Origin of the sequence: Roseomonas sp. CECT 9278 (assembly GCF_918698155.1) — a bacterium.
Lineage (GTDB): Bacteria > Pseudomonadota > Alphaproteobacteria > Acetobacterales > Acetobacteraceae > Neoroseomonas.
The window spans coordinates 86606-104393 of record NZ_CAKKLX010000008.1; the positions used below are offsets into that span (position 1 = coordinate 86606).

Genomic DNA, 17788 nt, shown 5'->3' on the forward strand with positions numbered 1-17788 from the left:
TCATCCGCCGAATCGTCCCCATGCCGCGACCGCCACGGTGAGCAGGCCGAGAGCCAGATTGACACTGACGCCTTTCCGGATCCTGTCCAGCGCGGCCGCTGCCGCCGGCCCGTCGCCCGCCGTCAGCGCCGCCTGCATCGCCCGCCCGGGGCCGAGCGCCACCGCGGCGAAGATGCCGGCCATGAGCAGCGCGGTCAGGTGCATCAAATGGACATGCCAGATGCTGCTGCCGAAGCCCCAGTACCAGCCCAGCCACAGCGCCCAGCCGGTCAGCAGCATGATCGGCACGACATGCCACAGGATGCGGAAGAAGCGGCGGAACACGCTGCCCATCAGCGCCAGGCGCTGCGGCCCCTCCAGCGCCTCGTGCGCGGCCGGGCGCAGGGCCAGCAGGGCGAAGGCCATCCCACCCACCCAGACCACCGCGCCCAGCACGTGCAGCACATAGATCAGCGTGGCCATGTCAGCGATCCTTCAGCGCGCGCAGCGCGGCGGCCAGCGCCCGCGCCTCGGCGGCGGCGACCCCCTTCGGCGCGGCCTCGACCGCACCCAGGCCGGCCATGAAGGCCTGCGCGAAGGCGGTCCGGTTGCCCAGCGCCGCACCCACCAGCGGCAGGTCGCGCTCGCGGATGGCGGCATGCACCTGGTCGAGCAGCCTGCCCGAGGACGGCGCGCGGTTCAGCACCAGCGCCACCCGGCGCCCTTCCTTCTTCGCGAGGTCGAGCGTCGCGTCCATCGACCACAGGTCGGCCGCGGAGGGTTGCAGCGGCACCAGCACCAGGTCGGCGCCGCGCACCGCGGTGCGGGCATCGCTGTCGTCGTGCGGCGCGGTGTCGAGCAGCACGACATCGCTCTCAGCCCGCAGCCGGTCGAGGATGGAGGGCAGGCGCCATCCGGTCGGCGCCTCGAAATGCAGCGGCCGGGCCTTGGCCGAGCGCCCGCGCACATCGTCCCAGCGCGCGAGCGAACGCTGCGGGTCGATGTCGAGCAAGGCGACGCGCGCACCTTCCTCGGCGTAGGCCGCGGCCAGGTTGGCGGCGATGGTGGACTTGCCGGCGCCGCCCTTGCGCTGCGCGACGGCGATGACGAAGGCCATGCGCGACTCCGTGTGTGGCGGCGCAGCATAGCAGAACGTCGCCCGTCGCTCAGGCCGCCAGAAGGCGCCCCGCCTGACCGCCCCCTCGGCGGCGCCTCACGCGGCGCGACGCAGTGGCTGGTCCGGCGACGTTTGCATGCCGATGGCGGCGAGGAACCGATCGACCTCGGCGCGCAGGTCGTCGCACACGCGCGCCACTTCGCCGGCCGTCGCCAGCACGGCCTCCCCGGCCGCCCCGGCGCGTTCGGCACCCTGCGCCACCTCGCTCAGTTGCGCGGTGGCGGCGCTGCTCTGCTCGGCCACGGCGCGCACCTGGCCGGCGATATGCGTGGTTGCCGCGCCCTGTTGTTCGACCGCGGCGGCGATCGCGGTGGAGGCGCTGCTGACGCGCTCGATGGCGCCGCCGACCTCGGCGATGGCACCCACCGCCTGTTCGGTCACCGCGCGGATGCCGGCCACCTGGCGGCCGATATCCTCGGTCGCGCGGGCGGTCTGCGCGGCCAGCTGCTTCACCTCGGAGGCGACGACGGCGAAGCCCTTGCCGGCATCGCCCGCCCGCGCCGCCTCGATCGTGGCATTGAGCGCGAGCAGGTTGGTACGCCCGGCGATGTCGGCGATCAGGCGCACCACCTCGCCGATCTGGGCGGCCGCCTCGGACAGGCCGCGCACCGTCGTGTCGGTGGCGCCGGCGCGTTCCACCGCCGCGCCGGTGGCGCTGGCGGCCTCGGCGACCCGGCGGGTGATCTCGCCCACGCTGGCCGAGAGCTGCCCGCCCGCCGCCGCGACGGCGTCGAGGCCCCTGGCCGACAGGGCGGCGCTGGCGCTGCTGGCCGCGGTGCCTTCGCGCGTGCGCGCCGCGGCTTCGGCCATCGCGTCCGCGGCCTGGCGCATCCGCCCGGCCGACGCGCCCAGCGTATCGAGGATGGTGCCGACCGACGCCATGAAGTCCCGCGTCGCGGCGTCGCGCGCGGCCTGGCGCCGGTCGCGCTCGGCCTGTTCGTCCGCTGCCGCGGCTTCCAGCCGCGCGCGTTCGTCGATGGCGGTGCGGAACACGCTGACCGCCGCGGCCATGCGCCCGATCTCGTCGGCCCGGCCGCTGCCCGGCACCTGCGCGACCTGCTGCCCGGCGGCCAGCGCCTGCATGGCGCCCGCCAGGCCGCGCAGCGGTGCCGCCAAGCGCTGGGCCGCGCGCGCGCCGATGGCGCCGGCCAGCAGCAGCAGCAGCAGCGCCGATCCGCCGATCCAGCCCATCGCCTCCCAGGCCACCGCTTCGAAGCTGCTCATGGGCAGCAGCACCACCACCGCCCCGGTCGGTGCGCCGGCCAGGTCCAGCAGCGGGCGCTGGGCGATGCTGTAGCGCAGGCCCGCCACGGTGCCCGGCGCCACGCCGGTGCGCGCGGCCTCGATCGCGGCGCGCGTCGCCTCGGGCAGCGCCGCGATCTCGAGCCCGGCGATCGTCGTCTCGCGCAGCCGCCCGGCGCCGATCAGCACGATCTCCCCGCCGGTGGCGCGCGCGATCTGCGCCGCCGTCGCGGCATCCAGGTAGCCCGCCGCCTTCAGCGTGCCGATGATGCGCCCGCCCTGGCGCAGCGGCACGGTCGCGCCGATCGCCATCTCCCCGGTGGCCGGCGAGACCACGCCGCCCAGTGCATCCTGCCCGCGCAGCGCCAGCGCCACGTCGGGCACGCGCGCCTTGTCATCGCCATGGCGCGATGGGTTGTGCGCGCGCAGCACCACGCGCCCGGCGGCGTCGGTCAGTTCCAGCACGCGCAGCCGCGGGTCGGCGGCGCGGCTCGCGGCGAAGACCGGCACCAGCAGGGCCGCCAGGCGGTCGCGCTCGCCCGCCGCCATGGCGGCCAGCAGGTCCTCGCGCACGGCCAGCGCGGCGGCCTGCGCGCCCATCGCGCGGGTCAGCCGGGCGCCTTCCTGTTCGGCGAGTTCGGCGGCGCGCGACGCCGCGTCGGCGGCCTGGGTGCCGAGCGCGCGCTGCACGCCATAGGAACCCGCAAGCGCGGCGGCGAGCGCGACCGCCAGGGCCGGCACGATCGCCAGCAGCAGCAGTCGGAGGGAGAGGGATGCGCGCATCGGGATCTGGACTCCGGGAATACCGCCCGCAATCTCGCGCCGAAGGGATGAATGCCGCGTTTGCGGGCACCGCCCAGGTCAGTCCAGGAACGGATTGCCCCCGCGCGGCCCGCGCGCCCGCGGCCCGTAGTGCTGCGCCAGGTAGTCCACGATGGTGGCGCGGAAGTCGCCGTCGATCGGGTTCATGCCGTGCTTCTCGGCCATCCAGTCCATCAGCTCGTCCCAGCGGTCGCGCGAGAAGGCCGAGCGGCGGATCAGCGCCGTGTTGTGGCAGGCGGTGCAGTAGGCGAAGGTTTCCGACCGGCCTTCACCCTCGGCCAGCACGGTCTCCGCCTCGGCGCGGGCGGCGATCTCGGCCGCTGCCTCGGCCTGGCGGCGCGCCAGGTCGGCATCCTGCGCGAAGGCAATCGAGGCGGTGAGCAGCGCGCCCACCGCCAGCACCATCAACCCCCGCATCAGCCGACCAGCACCGCCGCGCGGCTGATCGGGTTGGCACCATAGCCCTGCGGGTTCCAGTTCGCCGCGACATGGGGCTGCATGCGGCCGTTGCTGTCGGTGGCGCGGTACCAGATCTCGAAATAGCCATCGGAAGGGAAGGCGATGCGCCCGCTCCAGCGTTGCCAGGCGTGGCGGTTGGGCGGCGCCGCCACCGCCATGGCCTGCCAGGATTGCCCGAAATCGACCGAGACATCGACTGCGCGGACGGTCAGGTCCCCCGCCCAGGCCTGGCCGCGGATATCGAGGGCGCGCGTGCCCGCCGGCAGGCGCGACCCGTGCGCGTGGCTGGTCAGCACCGAGCGCACCGGCATGCTCTCCATGTCGGTGAAATCCGCGCCGTTGTTGCGGCTGCCCGGCACGATCGGGCGCACCGGCACCCGGTACGACGTGCCACCCATGCCGCGCCCGGCATGCGGCGTGGCGCGCAGCTCGATCCGCGTGAACCACTTCTGGCTCAGCGAGCCCGGCCAGCCCGGCACGATCAGGCGCACCGGCGCGCCATGCATCTGAGGGATGGGCTGCCCGTTCATGCGGATGGCGATGATCGTGTCCTCGTCCATCGCCTTGTCGATCCGCATGCCGCGGCTGATCGCCGGCCCCTGCGCCGAGAGATGCGTGTCGGCGCCGTGCTGGCCGGTGAATCTCGCGCTCTCCTTCAGGCCGGCGGCGCGCAGCACGTCGCGCAGGCGCACCCCGGTCCATTCCGCGCAGGAGATCGCGCCATTGCCCCATTGATTGCCCGCCGCCTGCGGGGTGAAGCCGGCGCGGCCATTGCCGCCGCATTCCATCTGCAGGCGCAGCGTGACCAGCGGGAAGCGGGATTCCAGCTCGCCCACGCTCAGCTCGAGCGGCGTGTTCACCTCGCCATCGATGGCGACCTTCCAGGCGCGCGGGTCCGCGGCGGGGTCGGGCACGGAGCCATTGTTGCGGATGAAGAACTTGTCGGCCGGGGTGATGTCGTCATCCAGCAGTGCCTCGGGCGTCTCGGCGTTCAGCGGGCGCTCGCCCTGCAGGATCAGGCGCGCCTTGCCTTCCATCTGGAGGAACTGCGGCGCGGCGCCCTGCGCGAGGGCGGCCGGCAGCAGCCCGCCGGGCAGGTGGCGCGCGAAGGGGATGGCGCCGCCCAGCGCCACGCCCATGGCCGCCAGCGCCGCGCCCTTCAGCGTGTCGCGTCGGCCCCAGACCAGCGCATCGGCGCGCTCGGGGTCGTCGCGGTAGAGTTCCTCGACCGAGCGTTCCGTCCTGCTGGGTCCCGGCATCGGTTCCTCCTGTATTGATTGCGTGTTTATGCATGAAGGATGTCGCATCCATGTCCCCCGCGGCAAGTCCCCTGGAGATCCTCACGCCCGCCGAGATGGCGCGCGCCGATGCGCTGGCGGTCGCGGCGGGCATCCCGGTCACGCGGCTGATGGAGGCGGCCGGCCGCGCCGTGGCGCGCGCGGCGATGCGCCGCTTCCGGCCGGTCCGCACGCTGGTCCTGGCCGGCCCGGGGAATAATGGCGGGGATGGCTATGTCGCGGCGCGGCTGCTGGAGCAGGCCGGGTGGCCGGTCGCGGTGGCCGCGCTGGCGCCGCCGCGCGATGGCGCCGCCGCGGTCGCGGCCGCACGCTGGCGTGGCCCCCTGCGGCCCTTCGCGCCCGTGGAAGCGGCGCGCGCGGGCCTGGTGATCGACGCGGTGTTCGGCGCCGGCCTGGCGCGCCCGGTCGAGGGCCTGGTCGCCGCCACGCTGGCGGCCGCCGGCGGGCCGGTGCTGGCGGTGGACATGCCATCCGGCCTGGATGGCGCGACCGGCCAGGTGCTGGGCCATGCGTCGCAGGCCGCGCTGAGCGTGACCTTCTTCCGCCGCAAGCCCGGCCACCTGCTGCTGCCCGGCCGTGCCCTGTGCGGCGAGGTGGTGCTGGCGGATATCGGCCTGCCGGCCGCCGTGCTGGCGGAGGTCGCGCCGCGCTGCGCGCACAACCAGCCCGGGCTGTGGCGCCTGCCGCCGCTGCAACCGGACGCCCACAAATACGGCCGCGGGCACGTCACGGTGGTCGCCGGCGCGGGCATGACCGGCGCGGCGCGGCTGGCGGCGGCCGGCGCGCGGCGCGGCGGGGCAGGGCTGCTGACGCTGCTGGCGCCCGACCGCCGATCCGCCGAGGTGCTGCGTGGTGGGGCGCCCGGCGTGATCGTGACCGAGGCGCCGCTGGAGGAGTTGCTGTCCGATCCGCGCCGCGCGGTCTGGGTGATCGGCCCCGGACTGCCGGCCGAGGCGGCGACGCTGGCGCAGCTGCGCCGCGTGGTGGTGGCAGGTCGCGCGGTGGTGGCCGATGCCGGCGCGCTGGGCGCGGCCGCCGGCGATCCCGCGGCGCTGTCGGGTTGCGCCGTGCTGACACCGCATGAGGGCGAATTCACCCGGGTGTTCGGCGCGATCGGCGGCGACCGGCTGGCGGCGGTGCGGCGCGCGGCGGCGACGACCGGTGCGGTGGTGCTGCTGAAGGGGCCGGATACCGTGATCGCCGCCCCTGATGGCCGAACCGCGATCAACGATCATGCGCCCGCCTGGCTGGCGACCGGCGGGACGGGGGATGTGCTGGCGGGGCTGATCGCCGCGCTGATCGGGGCTGGCATGGCGCCCTTCGAAGCAGCGGCGGCGGGCGCGTGGTTGCATGGCGAGGCCGGTTTCGCCTGCGGGGAAGGGTTGCTGGCCGAGGACCTCGCCGGGCGGTTGGCGGCGGCGCGGCTGCGTGCCTGCGGGGTGTCCGTGGCGGCGGCGCGGGGTTGAAAATTCGGGTGAGAGATAGTGACAAAACAGGAGGTTACCGTCGACAGCTTAGAAAGAAAATGAGCTGGGCTCGCCCAATGATGAGTCTCCGTCTCAACTTTCCGTGTAACGCGATAGGCTGGAGGTCCCGAAACTACCATTGCGCGAACCACATCTTGTGATGCGCCAAGGTCTTATCCACAAGATCAAGGGGAATTCCAAATTTATAGCAATTCGTCACGAATGTGTTGAAAGGCCGAATTCTCTCACGATAGATTAACCTGCGGGAAAACCCCGGGGGATGATCCATGAGCAGCACTCTCGTCAGCGCGCTTCACACCGAGGAGCGTTCCATCATCGCGGAACTTCGCGCCTCCAGGCCGTTCCAAAGGCTGGAAGGCATCCACAAGTTGCTGTCGCTGTATGACGCACAGCCGTCGGTGGCAGTGAGCCTGGGGATCGCTTCGGCAGAGCCCGAGCGCAGCGCCGCGCCGGTCATCCAGCTCGCCCCGCCGCCCGCCGGCGGCACGCCCATCCCGATGCCCGGCCCGGTCGGTGCCGCCCTCGAACCCGCCATGATGGAGGTGGCGCGCGCCGCCGGCGGTGGCTCGGCGGTCGCGACGGCCAGCGTGTCGCAGGAAGAACCGGCGGGGGTCGTCTCCTCCGTGCGCGCGGCGCTGCTGGGGATCGGCAAGGCCTGACCACCGGGCCGCGGCGTCGCCGGCGACCGCGCGCACAGCTGCGCCGGCCGGCGCGATCGCAGGTGAGGCACGGCAGGGTGTGATGATGCGTCTGGCAGGGCCGCGCACCGCAGGGTGGCGCGGCCTTGTCGTGCCGGGTGCCGGCGAGCGTCGCGCGGTGACGCGCGCTGGTATCGATGGCCGCGGTGACGCGCGCTGGTATCGATGGCCGCGGTGACGCGCGCTGGTATCGATGGCCGCGGTGACGCGCGCTGGTATCGATGGCCGCGGTGACGCGCGCTGGTATCGGTGCGCGCGGTGACGCGCGCTGGTATCGGTGCGCGCGGTGACGCGCGCTGGTTGCGGTAAGCGCCGTCGCGCGCGCCGGTTGCAGCACTGGCGGTGACGCGGTCTTGCCGCGCATCCGCCCACCCGCCTGCTGAAATCCTGGCGCTTCACGGTATGTGTCGCTAGGTTTCAACCCCGACGGGAAACGGGGTGGCGCATGTCAGACGTCGCGGTGCAGGCCGGGTTGATCGACAGGGCGATGAAGCGCGTCACCACGCTGTGGCGCGACGTCGCCGCCGCGGTCGGCGTGGCCGATCCCGACCCCGACCTGGCCGCCCGCCTGGCCGCCTGCCTGGAAGCCCGCGGCGGCGAGGTCTCCGCCCGCAACCGTGCCGCCGGCCTGGCCGAGGCCTACCGCACGCTCGATGGCCCTGGGCGCACCGATTTCCTGCGCGCGCTGGCCTTCTTCGATTCCGATGCCGATGCCGTCGCCCGCGCCATGGAGAAGGTCGTCGCCGCGGCCGATGCGGCCGAGCGTGCCGTGGCCACCGCCCGGCTGCGGCGCGCGCTGGAGCCGCCGCGCATCCGGCTGCTGACCGCCTTCGCCGCCATCCCGGACGGGGTGAAGTTCCTGGTCGACCTGCGCGCCGACCTGCTGGCGCGCATGGACGGCGACAAGCTGCTCCAGGCGCTGGAGACCGACCTCAAGGGCCTGCTGGCCGCCTGGTTCGACGTGGGCTTCCTGGAGCTGCGCCGGATCGACTGGCATTCGCCCGCCATCATCCTGGAGAAGCTGGTCCAGTACGAGGCGGTGCACCGTATCCGCACCTGGCGCGACCTGCGCAACCGGCTCGATTCCGACCGCCGCTGCTATGCCTTCTTCCATCCCCGCATGCCGGAGGAGCCGCTGATCTTCGTCGAGGTCGCGCTGGTCCAGGGCATGTCGGACAGCGTGCAGCGCGTGCTGGATGAGAAAGCGCCCGTGCTCGACCCACGCAGCGCGGATACCGCGGTGTTCTATTCCATCAACAACTGCCAGCGCGGGCTGGATGGCATCTCGTTCGGCAATTTCCTGATCAAGCGCGTGGTCGGGCTGCTGTCCGACGAATTCCGCAACCTCAAGGCCTTCGGCACGCTCTCGCCGATCCCGGGCTTCCGGCGGTGGCTCGATGGCGCGCTCGCGACCGGCGCGGTGGCGCTGAGCGAGGAGGAGCGCAAGGCGCTGCTCACCGCCGCGCCGCCCAGCCTGGCCTTGCCGGCCCCGCAGGCCGAGGCGCTGGCCGAACCCGCGGCCTTGCGGACCGACGATGCGGTGGCGGCGCTGCAGCGGCTGATCGCGCGGCGTGGCTGGTCGCGCGACGAGGCGGCCGCGAAGGTGCTGGAGCCGCTGCTGACACGCCTGTGCGCGCGTTACCTGGCCAAGGAGGATACGCCGGGCCGCGCCGGGCGCGCGCGCGACCCGGTGGCGCATTTCCACCTGTCCAATGGCGCGCGGATCGACCGGCTGAACTGGCGCGGCGACACCTCGGACAATGGCATGCGCCAGGCGCTCGGGCTGATGGTGAACTACGTCTATGACCCCGACCGCATCGAGGAGAACCACGAGGGGTATGTCGGCGAGGGCAAGCGCGCGGTCTCGGCGGCGCTGAAGAAGCTGGCGAAGGGCTGACCGACCGTTCGGGACGGCGTGGGGCGGCGCGTTCCCACGCCGTCGGCGTTCTCGAATGGTCTGCGTGCGCGCTGCGCTGCGGCATGGGCGAGGTGATCCGGGACACGGCGGGCATCCCGGCGTTCCGCCACAACGGGTCGCCTCGACAGGGAAGACGCCCATGGTGCCACTCGCGCAATTCGCCTTCGTGCTCCTGCTCGCGGCCGCGCCGGTCCTGCTGGCGACCGTGGTCGCGCGGCGCGCCGCCCCGCCACGGCCAAGGCGCGGCGGCGATCCGGTCGCCTTTCCGCTGCGCCGCGGCCTGGGCTGACCGACCGGCCGTCGCGCCGGCACCGGCACTCGCGGACGATGCCCGAGCACCGGGCCGCGGCATCGGGCGGCGCGCCGCACCCCGGCGCGGGCAGCGTCGCGGGGCGCGAAGCCGCCATGCCGCCAGGCGGGGCCGCCCGGCGGCGACCTCCGTCATCGCGGCAGCGACGCCCGGCGGCGGCGGCCTTCTCGGCGCCGGGTCGAACGCCCATACTCCGCGGCGGATGTGGCGGGGGGATGCGGATGACCGTGCAGGGCAGGGGACAGCGCCTGGACACGCCGGATGCGGCGCGGCGCGTCGAGATCCTGCACGCGCTGGAGCGCAAGCTGCTGTGGCTGTCGGCCTGGATGATCCACCACGCCAACCACATCCGCCCCAACCGCGACGGGCTGAAGGTGGGCGGGCACCAGGCCTCCTGCGCGTCGTCTGTGTCGATCCTCTCGGCGCTGTATTTCGGCATCCTGAAGCCGGCAGACCGCGTGGCGGTGAAGCCGCATGCCGGGCCGGTCTTCCATGCCATCAACTACCTGCTGGGGCGGCAGGACCGCGAACGGCTGTCCACGCTGCGCGCCTTCGGCGGCATCCAGCCCTATCCCTCGCGCGTGAAGGACGGGGCGGAGGTCGATTTCTCCACCGGGTCGGTCGGGTTGGGCGTGGCGCTCGCCTCCTTCGGGTCGCTGGTGCAGGACTATGTGCGGCTGCACGAATTGGCGCCCGAAGGGCTGCCCGCCGGCCGCCATGTGGCCGTGGTCGGCGATGCCGAACTCGATGAGGGCAACATCTACGAAGCCCTGCTGGAAGGCTGGAAGCACGACATCCGCAATGTCTGGTGGGTGGTGGACTACAACCGGCAGTCGCTTGATTCCGTGGTGCCCGACCGGCTGTTCGGCCGGATCGAGGGCCTGTTCCGCGACATGGGCTGGAACGTCGTCACCATCAAATATGGCCGCAAGCTGGAAGCCGCCTTCGCGCGGCCCGATGGCGAACACCTGCGCCGCTGGATCGATGACTGCCCCAACAGCCTCTATGCCGCGCTGACCTTCCAGGGCGGGGCCGCCTGGCGCGCGGCGGTGCTGGCGGAACTCGGCCGCATCCCGGGCATCCGCGCCATCATCGACCCGCTGACCGATGACGAACTGGCCGCACTGATGACGAACCTCGGTGGCCACGACATCGAGACGCTGGGCGACGCCTTCCGCGCCCAGGATGCCGAGGGCGACCAGCCGACCTGCTTCATCGCCTATACCGTGAAGGGGATGGGCCTGCCCTTCGCCGGCCACAAGGACAACCATTCGGGGCTGATGACGCGCGAGCAGATGGGCAGCTTCCGCGAGCTGATGCGCATCCGCCCCGGCCATGAATGGGACCTGTTCGAGGGCCTCGACATTCCCGAGGCCGAATTGCGGGACTTCCTGGCCGACATCCCCTTCGCGCAGCCGTTGACACCCGCGGGGCGGCGGCTGGCCTCGCCCACCATCCATGTGCCGGCGGTCTTCGCGGCGCCCAAGGTGGCCGAGGGCCGCAAGCAGTCCACCCAGGCCGCCTTCGGCGAGATCCTGGCCGAGATCGGACGCGGCAGCGGCGAATTCGCGGACCTGTCCAGGCGTATCGTCACCACCAGCCCCGATGTGACGGTCAGCACCAATCTCGGCGCCTGGGTGAACCGGCGCGGCATCTTCGACCGGCACAAGAAGAACGACGTGTTCCGCGACGCCAAGCTGGCCTCCGCGCAGCGCTGGGGCATGTCGCCCGAGGGCCAGCATGTCGAACTGGGCATCGCCGAGCAGAACCTGTTCCTGGTGCTGGCGGGCCTTGGCCTGGCGGACCGCCTGTATGGCGCGCGGCTGCTGCCGGTCGGCACGGTGTACGACCCCTTCGTGAACCGTGGCCTCGATGCGCTGATCTACGCCTGCTACCAGGATGCGCGCTTCCTGCTGGTCTCCACACCGTCCGGCCTGACCCTGGCGCCGGAGGGCGGGCAGCACCAGTCGGTCAATACGCCGCTGATCGGCATGGCGGCGGACCGGCTGGCGAGCTTCGAGCCGGCGCATGCGGATGAACTCGCCATCCTGCTGCGCCACGCCTTTGACCACATGCAGAAGCCGGATGGCTCGGCCGTCTGGCTGCGGCTGTCGACGCGCGGGCTGGAGCAGCCGGCGCGACCGCTGGACCCCGCCGCGGTGATCGCGGGCGGGCATTGGGTGGTGCCGCCGGCGCCTGGTGCGCGCATCGCCATCGCCTACCAGGGCGCGGTCGCGCCCGAGGCCGTCGCCGCCTTCGAGGAACTGCGCGGCGAGGACCCGGCCGCCGGCCTGCTGGCCATCACCAGCCCCGACCGCATGCACGCGGATTGGCTGGCCTCGCGCCGCGCGGCGCGCAGCGGCGTGCGCCTGGGGTCGCATGTCGAACGGCTGCTGGCGCCGCTGGCGCGCGATGCCGCGCTGGTCACGGTGCTGGACGGCCATCCGGCGGCGCATGCCTGGATGGGCGCGGTGCGCGGGCAGCGGGTGGTGCCGCTGGGCGTGGATCGGTTCGGGCAGGCGGGCGATATCCCGGACCTGTATCGGGAATACGGGCTGGATACCGACGCGATCCTGGATGCGTGTGCGGAGGCGCTGCTGGGCTGACCCGGAACGGCACGCGCGCGGCTGTCGCGGCGGCAGTCCGGGGCGCGGCCGTGGCCGACCGCGCCCCGCCATTCGCTACTGCTGCTGGCGCTGCTTCGTCTCGCCGGATGCCGACTGCCGGGCCTCCTGCGCCGAGCAGTTGAGCTGGACCTGCTGGCCCGAGACGCCCTGCACCGACTGCAGCGGCAGGTAGTGGTGCTGCTGGTCGTCGCCCTTGGTCAGCTTGATGCGATCGCCTTCGACGCGGTCCACCGTGCCGACATTCTGGCCGTCATTGCCGACGACGCTCATGTGCTCGCGGATCTGGTTGGCGTGTGCGCTCATGCGTTCTCTCCTGTTCGGTCAAGAGACCCGTGTGCGGTCCCGTCGAAGGAACGTGCGGGCGGGGCAGGGGATGCGCCCACGCGCGGAAGCGTGTTGTAACGCGGGCCGGGCGCGGCGGCGGACGTTGTGGCGCGGCGTTGTGGGCGACGCGGCGTGTCCGCCGCGCCGACCGAATCCACCCTGCCGCCGGCGACGCCTTGGGCGCGCCCGCGCGATCCGACATGCCCGCTGCGTCGCGGCGCCGGCGGGGCGTGGCGCCGGCGGGCCGCCGTTCCTCCGCCGGGAGGGGCTTGCCGCCAGGCCGGCCGGCGCGGGCGCATCGGCGCGCCGCATGCCGGGCTGGCCGCTTGCCGGCGCAGGGCCGCCCAAACCGCCTTGGAAACCCCGCCATCCTGCGCTAAACCCCCGGCCCTGCCGCCCAATGGCGCCTTGCGGGCGTGGTGGAACTGGCAGACACGCCGGATTTAGGTTCCGGTGGCGCAAGCCGTGGGGGTTCGAATCCCTTCGCCCGCACCAAAGGCGCCGCCGGTTTTCTCTAGCTGTTGGAAGTCTCTCGATGCAGGTCACCGAGCTCGCGAATGACGGGCTGAAGCGCGCCTATTCCGTCGTCGTCACCGCGGGCGACATCGCCACCACGCGCGACAAGCGGCTGGCCGAGATCGCCAAGACCGTCTCCATGCCCGGCTTCCGCCCCGGCAAGGTGCCGATGTCGGTGGTCAAGCAGCGCTACGGCGCCGCCGTGCTGGGCGAGGTGCTGGAACAGCAGGTGTCGGACGCCTCGCGCCAGGTGGTCACCGACCGCGGCCTGAAGCCGGCGCTGCAGCCCAAGATCGACATCGTGAACTTCGCCGAGGGTGCCGACCTCGAATTCCGCATGGACCTCGAGGTGCTGCCCGAGGTGCCGATGCCCGAATTCGCCGGCATCGAGCTCGAGCGCCTCAAGACCGAGCCGACCGACGAGGCGATCGACAAGGCGCTGGCCTCCATCGCCGAGCGCAACGGCACGCTGGAGGATGCCGAGCCCCGCGCCGCCGGCACCGGCGACATCCTGGTCTGCGACTTCACCGGCCGCCTGCCGGTCAACCTGCTGAAGAACGGCATCGGCCTGGGCGCGCGCCCCGGCAACCCGGGCGAGGTCCCCGGCGAATGGTCGGTCGATGTCTCGACGGGGCTCGCCAGCGTGGTGGACGCCATCGGCACCGAGCGCGGCCTGCCGTATTTCGACGCCAAGGTAAGCGGCACCGCGACCGTCGACGGCTACATCCGCGTCTTTGCGGCACGGCCCAACGGCTTCGCGGTGAAGCCCGGCGGCGTCTATACCTTGTCGGTGCAGGCGCATGTCGCGGCCGGCGCGCTGCCGAGCGCCATGTCCGCGCATTTCGGCTTCAACGAGCGTTCGGCCGACGCCTTCCTGCGATCGACCCGCGCCAATTGCAGCCTGAACCCGCATGGCGACCGCGCGACCTTCACGCTGGCGGACGACGCGACGCTGGCCTTCGCCCGCCCGTTGATCGAGGTCCCGGTCCCGGCCGGCGCCGTGGTCGACCTCACGCTGCGCGTCGGCCCGATGCGCGTGGTGGCCGGCGCCGAGGAAGGCGAGGCCCCGGCCTTCGCCGGCGGTGCCGCGACCGACATGCCGATCGAAGTGGGCGGCCAGGGCTTCATCCCCGGCTTCACCGAGCAGATGGTCGGCATGGCACCTGGCGACAGCCGCGACATCGATGTGACCTTCCCGGCCGACTACGGATCGGCGGACCTGGCCGGCAAGCATGCCCGCTTCACCATCGCCGCCAAGGCGCTGAAGGCGCGCAAGCCGGTCGCGATCGACGACGACCTGGCGAAGGCCGTCGGCATGGCCGACCTGGCGGCGCTGAAGGATGCGATTCGCGGATCCCTGCAGCGCGAATACGACGCGCTGTCGCGCATGAAGGTGAAGCGCGCGCTGCTGGATGTGCTCGCCGACCGTGCCTCCTTCCCGGTGCCCGAGGGCATGGTCGAGGCCGAGTTCACCCAGATCTGGCAGCGCGTCGAGGCCGACCTCAAGGCCGGGCGGCTCGATGCCGACGACCAGGGCAAGGACGAGGAGACGCTGAAGGCCGAATACCGCACCATCGCCGAGCGTCGCATCCGCCTCGGCCTGATGCTGTCGGAGATCGGCCGCGCCAACAACGTGCAGGTCGGCCCGGAGGAGATGACCCGCGCCGTGCGCCAGGAGGCCTCGCGCTATCCGGGCCAGGAGCAGCAGGTGCTGGAGTTCTTCCGCAAGAACCCCCAGGCCGCCGAGAACCTGCGCGCGCCGATCTTCGAGGAAAAGGTCGTCGACTTCATGCTGGAGCTCGCGAAGGTCAGCGACCGCCAGGTGACGCCGGAGGAACTCTCCGCCGCCGTCGCCTGAACCGGGCGGGCGGTGCCGGGATGACGGGGGGCGGCCGGGCGACCGGCTGCCCCTTTTTCGTGCAGGCGCCGCGGCCGCAGGGCAATGCAGCGCGCGGCGCGTGGAAATTCATGCGCGTCGCGCCGGCCGGCTTGCGCGGCGCACCGCGCCTCGCCTACATCGCAGTACCGAAGTGCGATCGGCCATCCAGGCCGGCGGGTAGGGGAGCGGTTCAAGCGTGGCTGACGCGATTCTGGAAACCAGCGGCCTGACGAAGGAGTTCCGCGGCTTCGTGGCCGTGAACGACGTGAACCTGTCGGTGAAGCGCGGCACGATCCACGGGTTGATCGGCCCGAACGGCGCGGGCAAGACCACCTGCTTCAACCTGCTGACCAAGTTCCTGCCGCCCACGCGCGGCACCATCCGCTACGACGGGCGCGATATCACCGGCATGAAGCCGGCGCAGGTGGCGCGGCTCGGCCTGGTGCGGTCGTTCCAGATCTCGGCGGTGTTTCCGCACCTCAGCGTGCTCGAGAATGTGCGCGTGGCGCTGCAGCGCCAGCGCGGCGGGTCGTTCGACTTCTGGCGGTCCGATGCGGTGCTGCGCTCCTACGATTCGCGCGCCCGCGAACTGCTCGAGGATGTCGGCCTGTCGGGCTACGCCAACCTGACCGCCGGCGAGTTGCCCTATGGCCGCAAGCGCGCGCTCGAGATCGCGACCACGCTGGCGCTCGACCCGGTGATGCTGCTGCTCGACGAACCGACCGCCGGCATGGCGCATGACGACGTGGACCGCATCGTGGCGCTGGTGCGGCGCGTGGCGGCCGGGCGCACGGTGCTGCTGGTCGAACACAACCTCAAGGTCGTCTCGGGCCTGTGCGACACCATCACGGTGCTGGCGCGCGGTTCCGTGCTGGCCGAGGGCGACTACGCGACGGTCGCGCGCAACCCGGATGTGATCGCCGCCTATCTCGGCAGCGAAGCCCCCGCGACGGAGGCCGCCCATGGCTGACGCCATCGCCACCCTGCCGATCGCCGCCCAGGATGGCGGTTCCCCCCTGCTGGTCGTGAAGGGCCTGGAGGCCTGGTACGGCGAAAGCCACGTGCTGCACGGCGTGACGCTGGACATCCGCGAGGGCGAGGTGGTCACGCTGCTCGGCCGCAATGGCGCGGGCAAGACCACGACGCTGCGGTCCATCATGGGGCTGGTGCCGAAGCGGTCGGGGTCGGTGCATTACGCGGGGCGCGAGCTGATCGGCGCGCGGTCGGACATCATCGCGCGATCGGGCATCGCCTATTGCCCGGAGGAGCGCGGCATCTTCGCCTCGCTGGACGTGACCGAGAACCTGATGCTGCCGCCGGTGGTGCGCCCTGGCGGGCTGCCGGTCAGCGAGATCTACGAGCTGTTCCCCAACCTCAAGGAACGCGCGCGCAGCCAGGGCACCAAGCTGTCGGGCGGCGAGCAGCAGATGCTGGCGATCGGGCGCATCCTGCGCACCGGTGCCAAGCTGCTGCTGCTCGATGAGCCTTCGGAAGGCCTCGCACCGGTCATCGTGCAGCAGATCGGCCGCACCATCCGCGAGTTGAAGCGCCGCGGCTTCACCGTGCTGCTGGTCGAGCAGAACTTCCGCTTCGCGCAGACCGTCGCCGACCGTCACTACGTGATGGAACATGGCCGCGTGGTGGATATGGTCCGCAACGAGGATCTCGAATCCTCGATGGACCGGCTGCACCAGTATCTCGGCGTCTGACCGCGCCGCGCCACACCACGGCGCATCGCGCCGAGACGTCCAGGAGAGTATTCCATGAGCCAGCCCACCCGTCGCGGCATCCTCGCCGGCACCGCCGCGACCGCCGCATGGGGCGCCTTGCCCTACCGCGCCGCGCGCGCGCAGGCGGCCAATACCATCAAGATCGGCGTGCTGGGCGATGGCTCGGGGCTGTATCGCGACCTCGGCGGGCCGGGGTCGACCGTGTGCGTGCGCCAGGCGGTGCAGGAATTCGGCGCCCAGGGCTTCAATGTCGAGGTGATCGAGGCCGACCACCAGAACCGCCCCGATGTCGGTTCCACCATCGCGCGGCAGTGGATCGACCGCGACGGCGTGGACATGCTGACCGACTGCACGACGTCGTCCGTCGCACTCGCGCTGAACCAGCTGGTGCGCGAGAAGAACAAGGTGATGCTGAATTCCGGGGCCGCCACGTCGGACCTCAGCGGCGCGGCCTGCACGGCCAACACCATCCATTGGACCTACGACACCTGGATGCTGGCGAATTCGACCGGCGGCGCGATGGTGCGCGCGGGCGGCGACAGCTGGTTCTTCATCACGGCCGACTACGCCTTCGGCCATGCGCTGGAACGCGACACGGCGAATTTCGTGCGCAATGCCGGCGGGCGCGTGCTGGGCCAGGTGCGCACGCCCTTCCCGGGCACCACCGATTTCAGCAGCTTCCTGCTGCAGGCGCAGGCGTCGCGCGCGAAGGTCATCGGCCTGGCGAACGCCGCGGCGGACACCACCAACTGCATCAAGCAGGCGGCGGAATTCGGGCTGACGCGGCGCGGCATCAAGCTCGCGGGGCTGCTGGTCTTCCTCAGCGACGTGCATGCGCTGGGGCTGCAGACCGCGCAGGGCCTGGTGCTGACCGAGACCTTCTACTGGGACCTCAATGACCGCACCCGCGCCTTCACCACCCGCGTGCGCCCGCGCATGCCCAACCAGGCGCCGCCCACCATGGTGCAGGCCGGCTGCTATTCCGCCACGCTGCACTACCTGAAGGCGGTGAAGGAACTGGGCGTTGCCGCGGCCAAGGCCGATGGCGCGGCGACCGTCGCGCGCATGAAGGCAATGGCGACCGAGGACGACGCCTTCGGCCCCGGTTCGGTGCGCGCCGATGGGCGCAAGCTGCACCCCGCCTACCTGTTCGAGGTGAAGGCGCCGGCCGAAAGCCGCGCCGCCTACGACTACTACAAGCTGCTGCAGACCGTGCCCGCCGACCAGGCCTTCCGCCCGGTGGCCGATGGCAATTGCGCGCTGGCGCGCAGCTGAACCAGCCCATCACAACGGCGCGGCGGGGATGGCCCCGCGCGCCCGGA

Annotated in this window: 14 protein-coding genes, 1 tRNA gene and 2 pseudogenes; 11 read left to right on the plus strand and 6 right to left on the minus strand. The window is 72.3% G+C overall.

All coding sequences use genetic code 11. The annotated features are described in order from the left end of the window. The 5 genes from LQ222_RS07700 to LQ222_RS07720 all read right to left on the minus strand — a co-directional run bounded on the left by LQ222_RS07700 (position 1) and on the right by LQ222_RS07720 (position 4938). Complete coding sequence (locus LQ222_RS07700; protein WP_230165576.1) at positions 1 to 462, minus strand: CopD family protein; 462 nt, start codon at positions 460 to 462, stop codon at positions 1 to 3. 1 nt (position 463) lies between these two features. Beyond that, positions 464 to 1096 (minus strand): ParA family partition ATPase, encoded by a 633-nt coding sequence (gene parA / locus LQ222_RS07705; RefSeq protein WP_230165577.1) that lies wholly within the window; start codon positions 1094 to 1096, stop codon positions 464 to 466. A gap of 96 nt (positions 1097 to 1192) precedes the next feature. Continuing rightward, entirely contained in the window at positions 1193 to 3181 is a 1989-nt protein-coding gene (locus tag LQ222_RS07710; protein ID WP_230165578.1) for a methyl-accepting chemotaxis protein, read from the minus strand. Between the two features lie 78 nt (positions 3182 to 3259). Next, a complete protein-coding gene (locus LQ222_RS07715) occupies positions 3260 to 3637 on the minus strand; it encodes a hypothetical protein (RefSeq protein WP_230165579.1) in 378 nt (125 codons plus the stop codon). Continuing rightward, positions 3637 to 4938 carry a sulfite oxidase gene (locus LQ222_RS07720; protein ID WP_230165580.1) on the minus strand — a complete coding sequence of 434 codons (1302 nt, stop codon included), beginning with the start codon at positions 4936 to 4938 and terminating at the stop codon, positions 3637 to 3639. The genes LQ222_RS07715 and LQ222_RS07720 overlap by 1 nt, the downstream gene beginning before the upstream one ends. Before the next feature lie 50 nt (positions 4939 to 4988). Here LQ222_RS07720 and LQ222_RS07725 point away from each other — a divergent pair, with 50 nt between their 5' ends. The 5 genes from LQ222_RS07725 (at position 4989) to LQ222_RS07745 (ending at position 11996) form a co-directional block, all read left to right on the plus strand. After that, positions 4989 to 6443, plus strand: coding sequence for an NAD(P)H-hydrate dehydratase (locus LQ222_RS07725; protein WP_230165581.1), 1455 nt, complete (start codon positions 4989 to 4991; stop codon positions 6441 to 6443). Positions 6444 to 6730: 287 nt separating this feature from the next. Continuing rightward, positions 6731 to 7123: a hypothetical protein gene (locus LQ222_RS07730; RefSeq protein ID WP_230165583.1), complete on the plus strand. Its 393-nt coding sequence runs from the start codon at positions 6731 to 6733 to the stop codon at positions 7121 to 7123. Positions 7124 to 7607: 484 nt separating this feature from the next. Beyond that, the gene (locus LQ222_RS07735; RefSeq protein WP_230165585.1) at positions 7608 to 9059 is read left to right on the plus strand and encodes a malonyl-CoA decarboxylase; all 1452 of its coding nucleotides are present in this window, start codon (positions 7608 to 7610) and stop codon (positions 9057 to 9059) included. Positions 9060 to 9219: 160 nt separating this feature from the next. After that, positions 9220 to 9369: a hypothetical protein gene (locus tag LQ222_RS07740; protein ID WP_230165586.1), complete on the plus strand. Its 150-nt coding sequence runs from the start codon at positions 9220 to 9222 to the stop codon at positions 9367 to 9369. A gap of 242 nt (positions 9370 to 9611) precedes the next feature. Continuing rightward, positions 9612 to 11996, plus strand: a complete 2385-nt coding sequence (locus LQ222_RS07745; protein ID WP_408906405.1) for a 1-deoxy-D-xylulose-5-phosphate synthase N-terminal domain-containing protein — start codon at positions 9612 to 9614, stop codon at positions 11994 to 11996. Positions 11997 to 12071: 75 nt separating this feature from the next. Here LQ222_RS07745 and LQ222_RS07750 read toward each other — a convergent pair whose 3' ends face one another. Beyond that, positions 12072 to 12320 carry a DUF2171 domain-containing protein gene (locus LQ222_RS07750; RefSeq protein WP_230165587.1) on the minus strand — a complete coding sequence of 83 codons (249 nt, stop codon included), beginning with the start codon at positions 12318 to 12320 and terminating at the stop codon, positions 12072 to 12074. A gap of 431 nt (positions 12321 to 12751) precedes the next feature. On the opposite strand from LQ222_RS07750, the gene LQ222_RS07755 reads away from it, so the two are divergent. From LQ222_RS07755 to LQ222_RS07780, 6 genes and pseudogenes are all read left to right on the plus strand, one after another. Next, positions 12752 to 12836: transfer RNA gene (locus LQ222_RS07755), tRNA-Leu, on the plus strand. Positions 12837 to 12876: 40 nt separating this feature from the next. Next, positions 12877 to 13293: pseudogene (locus LQ222_RS07760) on the plus strand (trigger factor); the annotation flags it as partial. 636 nt (positions 13294 to 13929) lie between these two features. Next, positions 13930 to 14715 (plus strand): annotated as a pseudogene (gene tig, locus LQ222_RS07765) (trigger factor); the annotation flags it as partial. A 217-nt stretch (positions 14716 to 14932) separates the two neighbouring features. Further along, positions 14933 to 15706 carry an ABC transporter ATP-binding protein gene (locus tag LQ222_RS07770; protein ID WP_230165588.1) on the plus strand — a complete coding sequence of 258 codons (774 nt, stop codon included), beginning with the start codon at positions 14933 to 14935 and terminating at the stop codon, positions 15704 to 15706. Beyond that, a complete protein-coding gene (locus tag LQ222_RS07775; RefSeq protein ID WP_230165589.1) occupies positions 15699 to 16445 on the plus strand; it encodes an ABC transporter ATP-binding protein in 747 nt (248 codons plus the stop codon). Before LQ222_RS07770 ends, LQ222_RS07775 begins: the two co-directional genes overlap by 8 nt. 54 nt (positions 16446 to 16499) lie before the next feature. Further along, on the plus strand, positions 16500 to 17741 hold the full coding sequence (locus tag LQ222_RS07780) for an ABC transporter substrate-binding protein (RefSeq protein ID WP_230165590.1): 1242 nt from the start codon (positions 16500 to 16502) through the stop codon (positions 17739 to 17741). Positions 17742 to 17788: the final 47 nt, after the last annotated feature.

What these genes read in the sequence shown, in the direction of transcription:
- LQ222_RS07700 (WP_230165576.1), bottom strand. Translation starts at nt 462, where the DNA reads ATGGCCACGCTGATCTATGTGCTGCACGTGCTGGGCGCGGTGGTCTGG.
- parA (WP_230165577.1), bottom strand. Translation starts at nt 1,096, where the DNA reads ATGGCCTTCGTCATCGCCGTCGCGCAGCGCAAGGGCGGCGCCGGCAAG.
- LQ222_RS07710 (WP_230165578.1), bottom strand. Translation starts at nt 3,181, where the DNA reads ATGCGCGCATCCCTCTCCCTCCGACTGCTGCTGCTGGCGATCGTGCCG.
- LQ222_RS07715 (WP_230165579.1), bottom strand. Translation starts at nt 3,637, where the DNA reads ATGCGGGGGTTGATGGTGCTGGCGGTGGGCGCGCTGCTCACCGCCTCG.
- LQ222_RS07720 (WP_230165580.1), bottom strand. Translation starts at nt 4,938, where the DNA reads ATGCCGGGACCCAGCAGGACGGAACGCTCGGTCGAGGAACTCTACCGC.
- LQ222_RS07725 (WP_230165581.1), top strand. Translation starts at nt 4,989, where the DNA reads ATGTCCCCCGCGGCAAGTCCCCTGGAGATCCTCACGCCCGCCGAGATG.
- LQ222_RS07730 (WP_230165583.1), top strand. Translation starts at nt 6,731, where the DNA reads ATGAGCAGCACTCTCGTCAGCGCGCTTCACACCGAGGAGCGTTCCATC.
- LQ222_RS07735 (WP_230165585.1), top strand. Translation starts at nt 7,608, where the DNA reads ATGTCAGACGTCGCGGTGCAGGCCGGGTTGATCGACAGGGCGATGAAG.
- LQ222_RS07740 (WP_230165586.1), top strand. Translation starts at nt 9,220, where the DNA reads ATGGTGCCACTCGCGCAATTCGCCTTCGTGCTCCTGCTCGCGGCCGCG.
- LQ222_RS07745 (WP_408906405.1), top strand. Translation starts at nt 9,612, where the DNA reads ATGACCGTGCAGGGCAGGGGACAGCGCCTGGACACGCCGGATGCGGCG.
- LQ222_RS07750 (WP_230165587.1), bottom strand. Translation starts at nt 12,320, where the DNA reads ATGAGCGCACACGCCAACCAGATCCGCGAGCACATGAGCGTCGTCGGC.
- LQ222_RS07775 (WP_230165589.1), top strand. Translation starts at nt 15,699, where the DNA reads ATGGCTGACGCCATCGCCACCCTGCCGATCGCCGCCCAGGATGGCGGT.
- LQ222_RS07780 (WP_230165590.1), top strand. Translation starts at nt 16,500, where the DNA reads ATGAGCCAGCCCACCCGTCGCGGCATCCTCGCCGGCACCGCCGCGACC.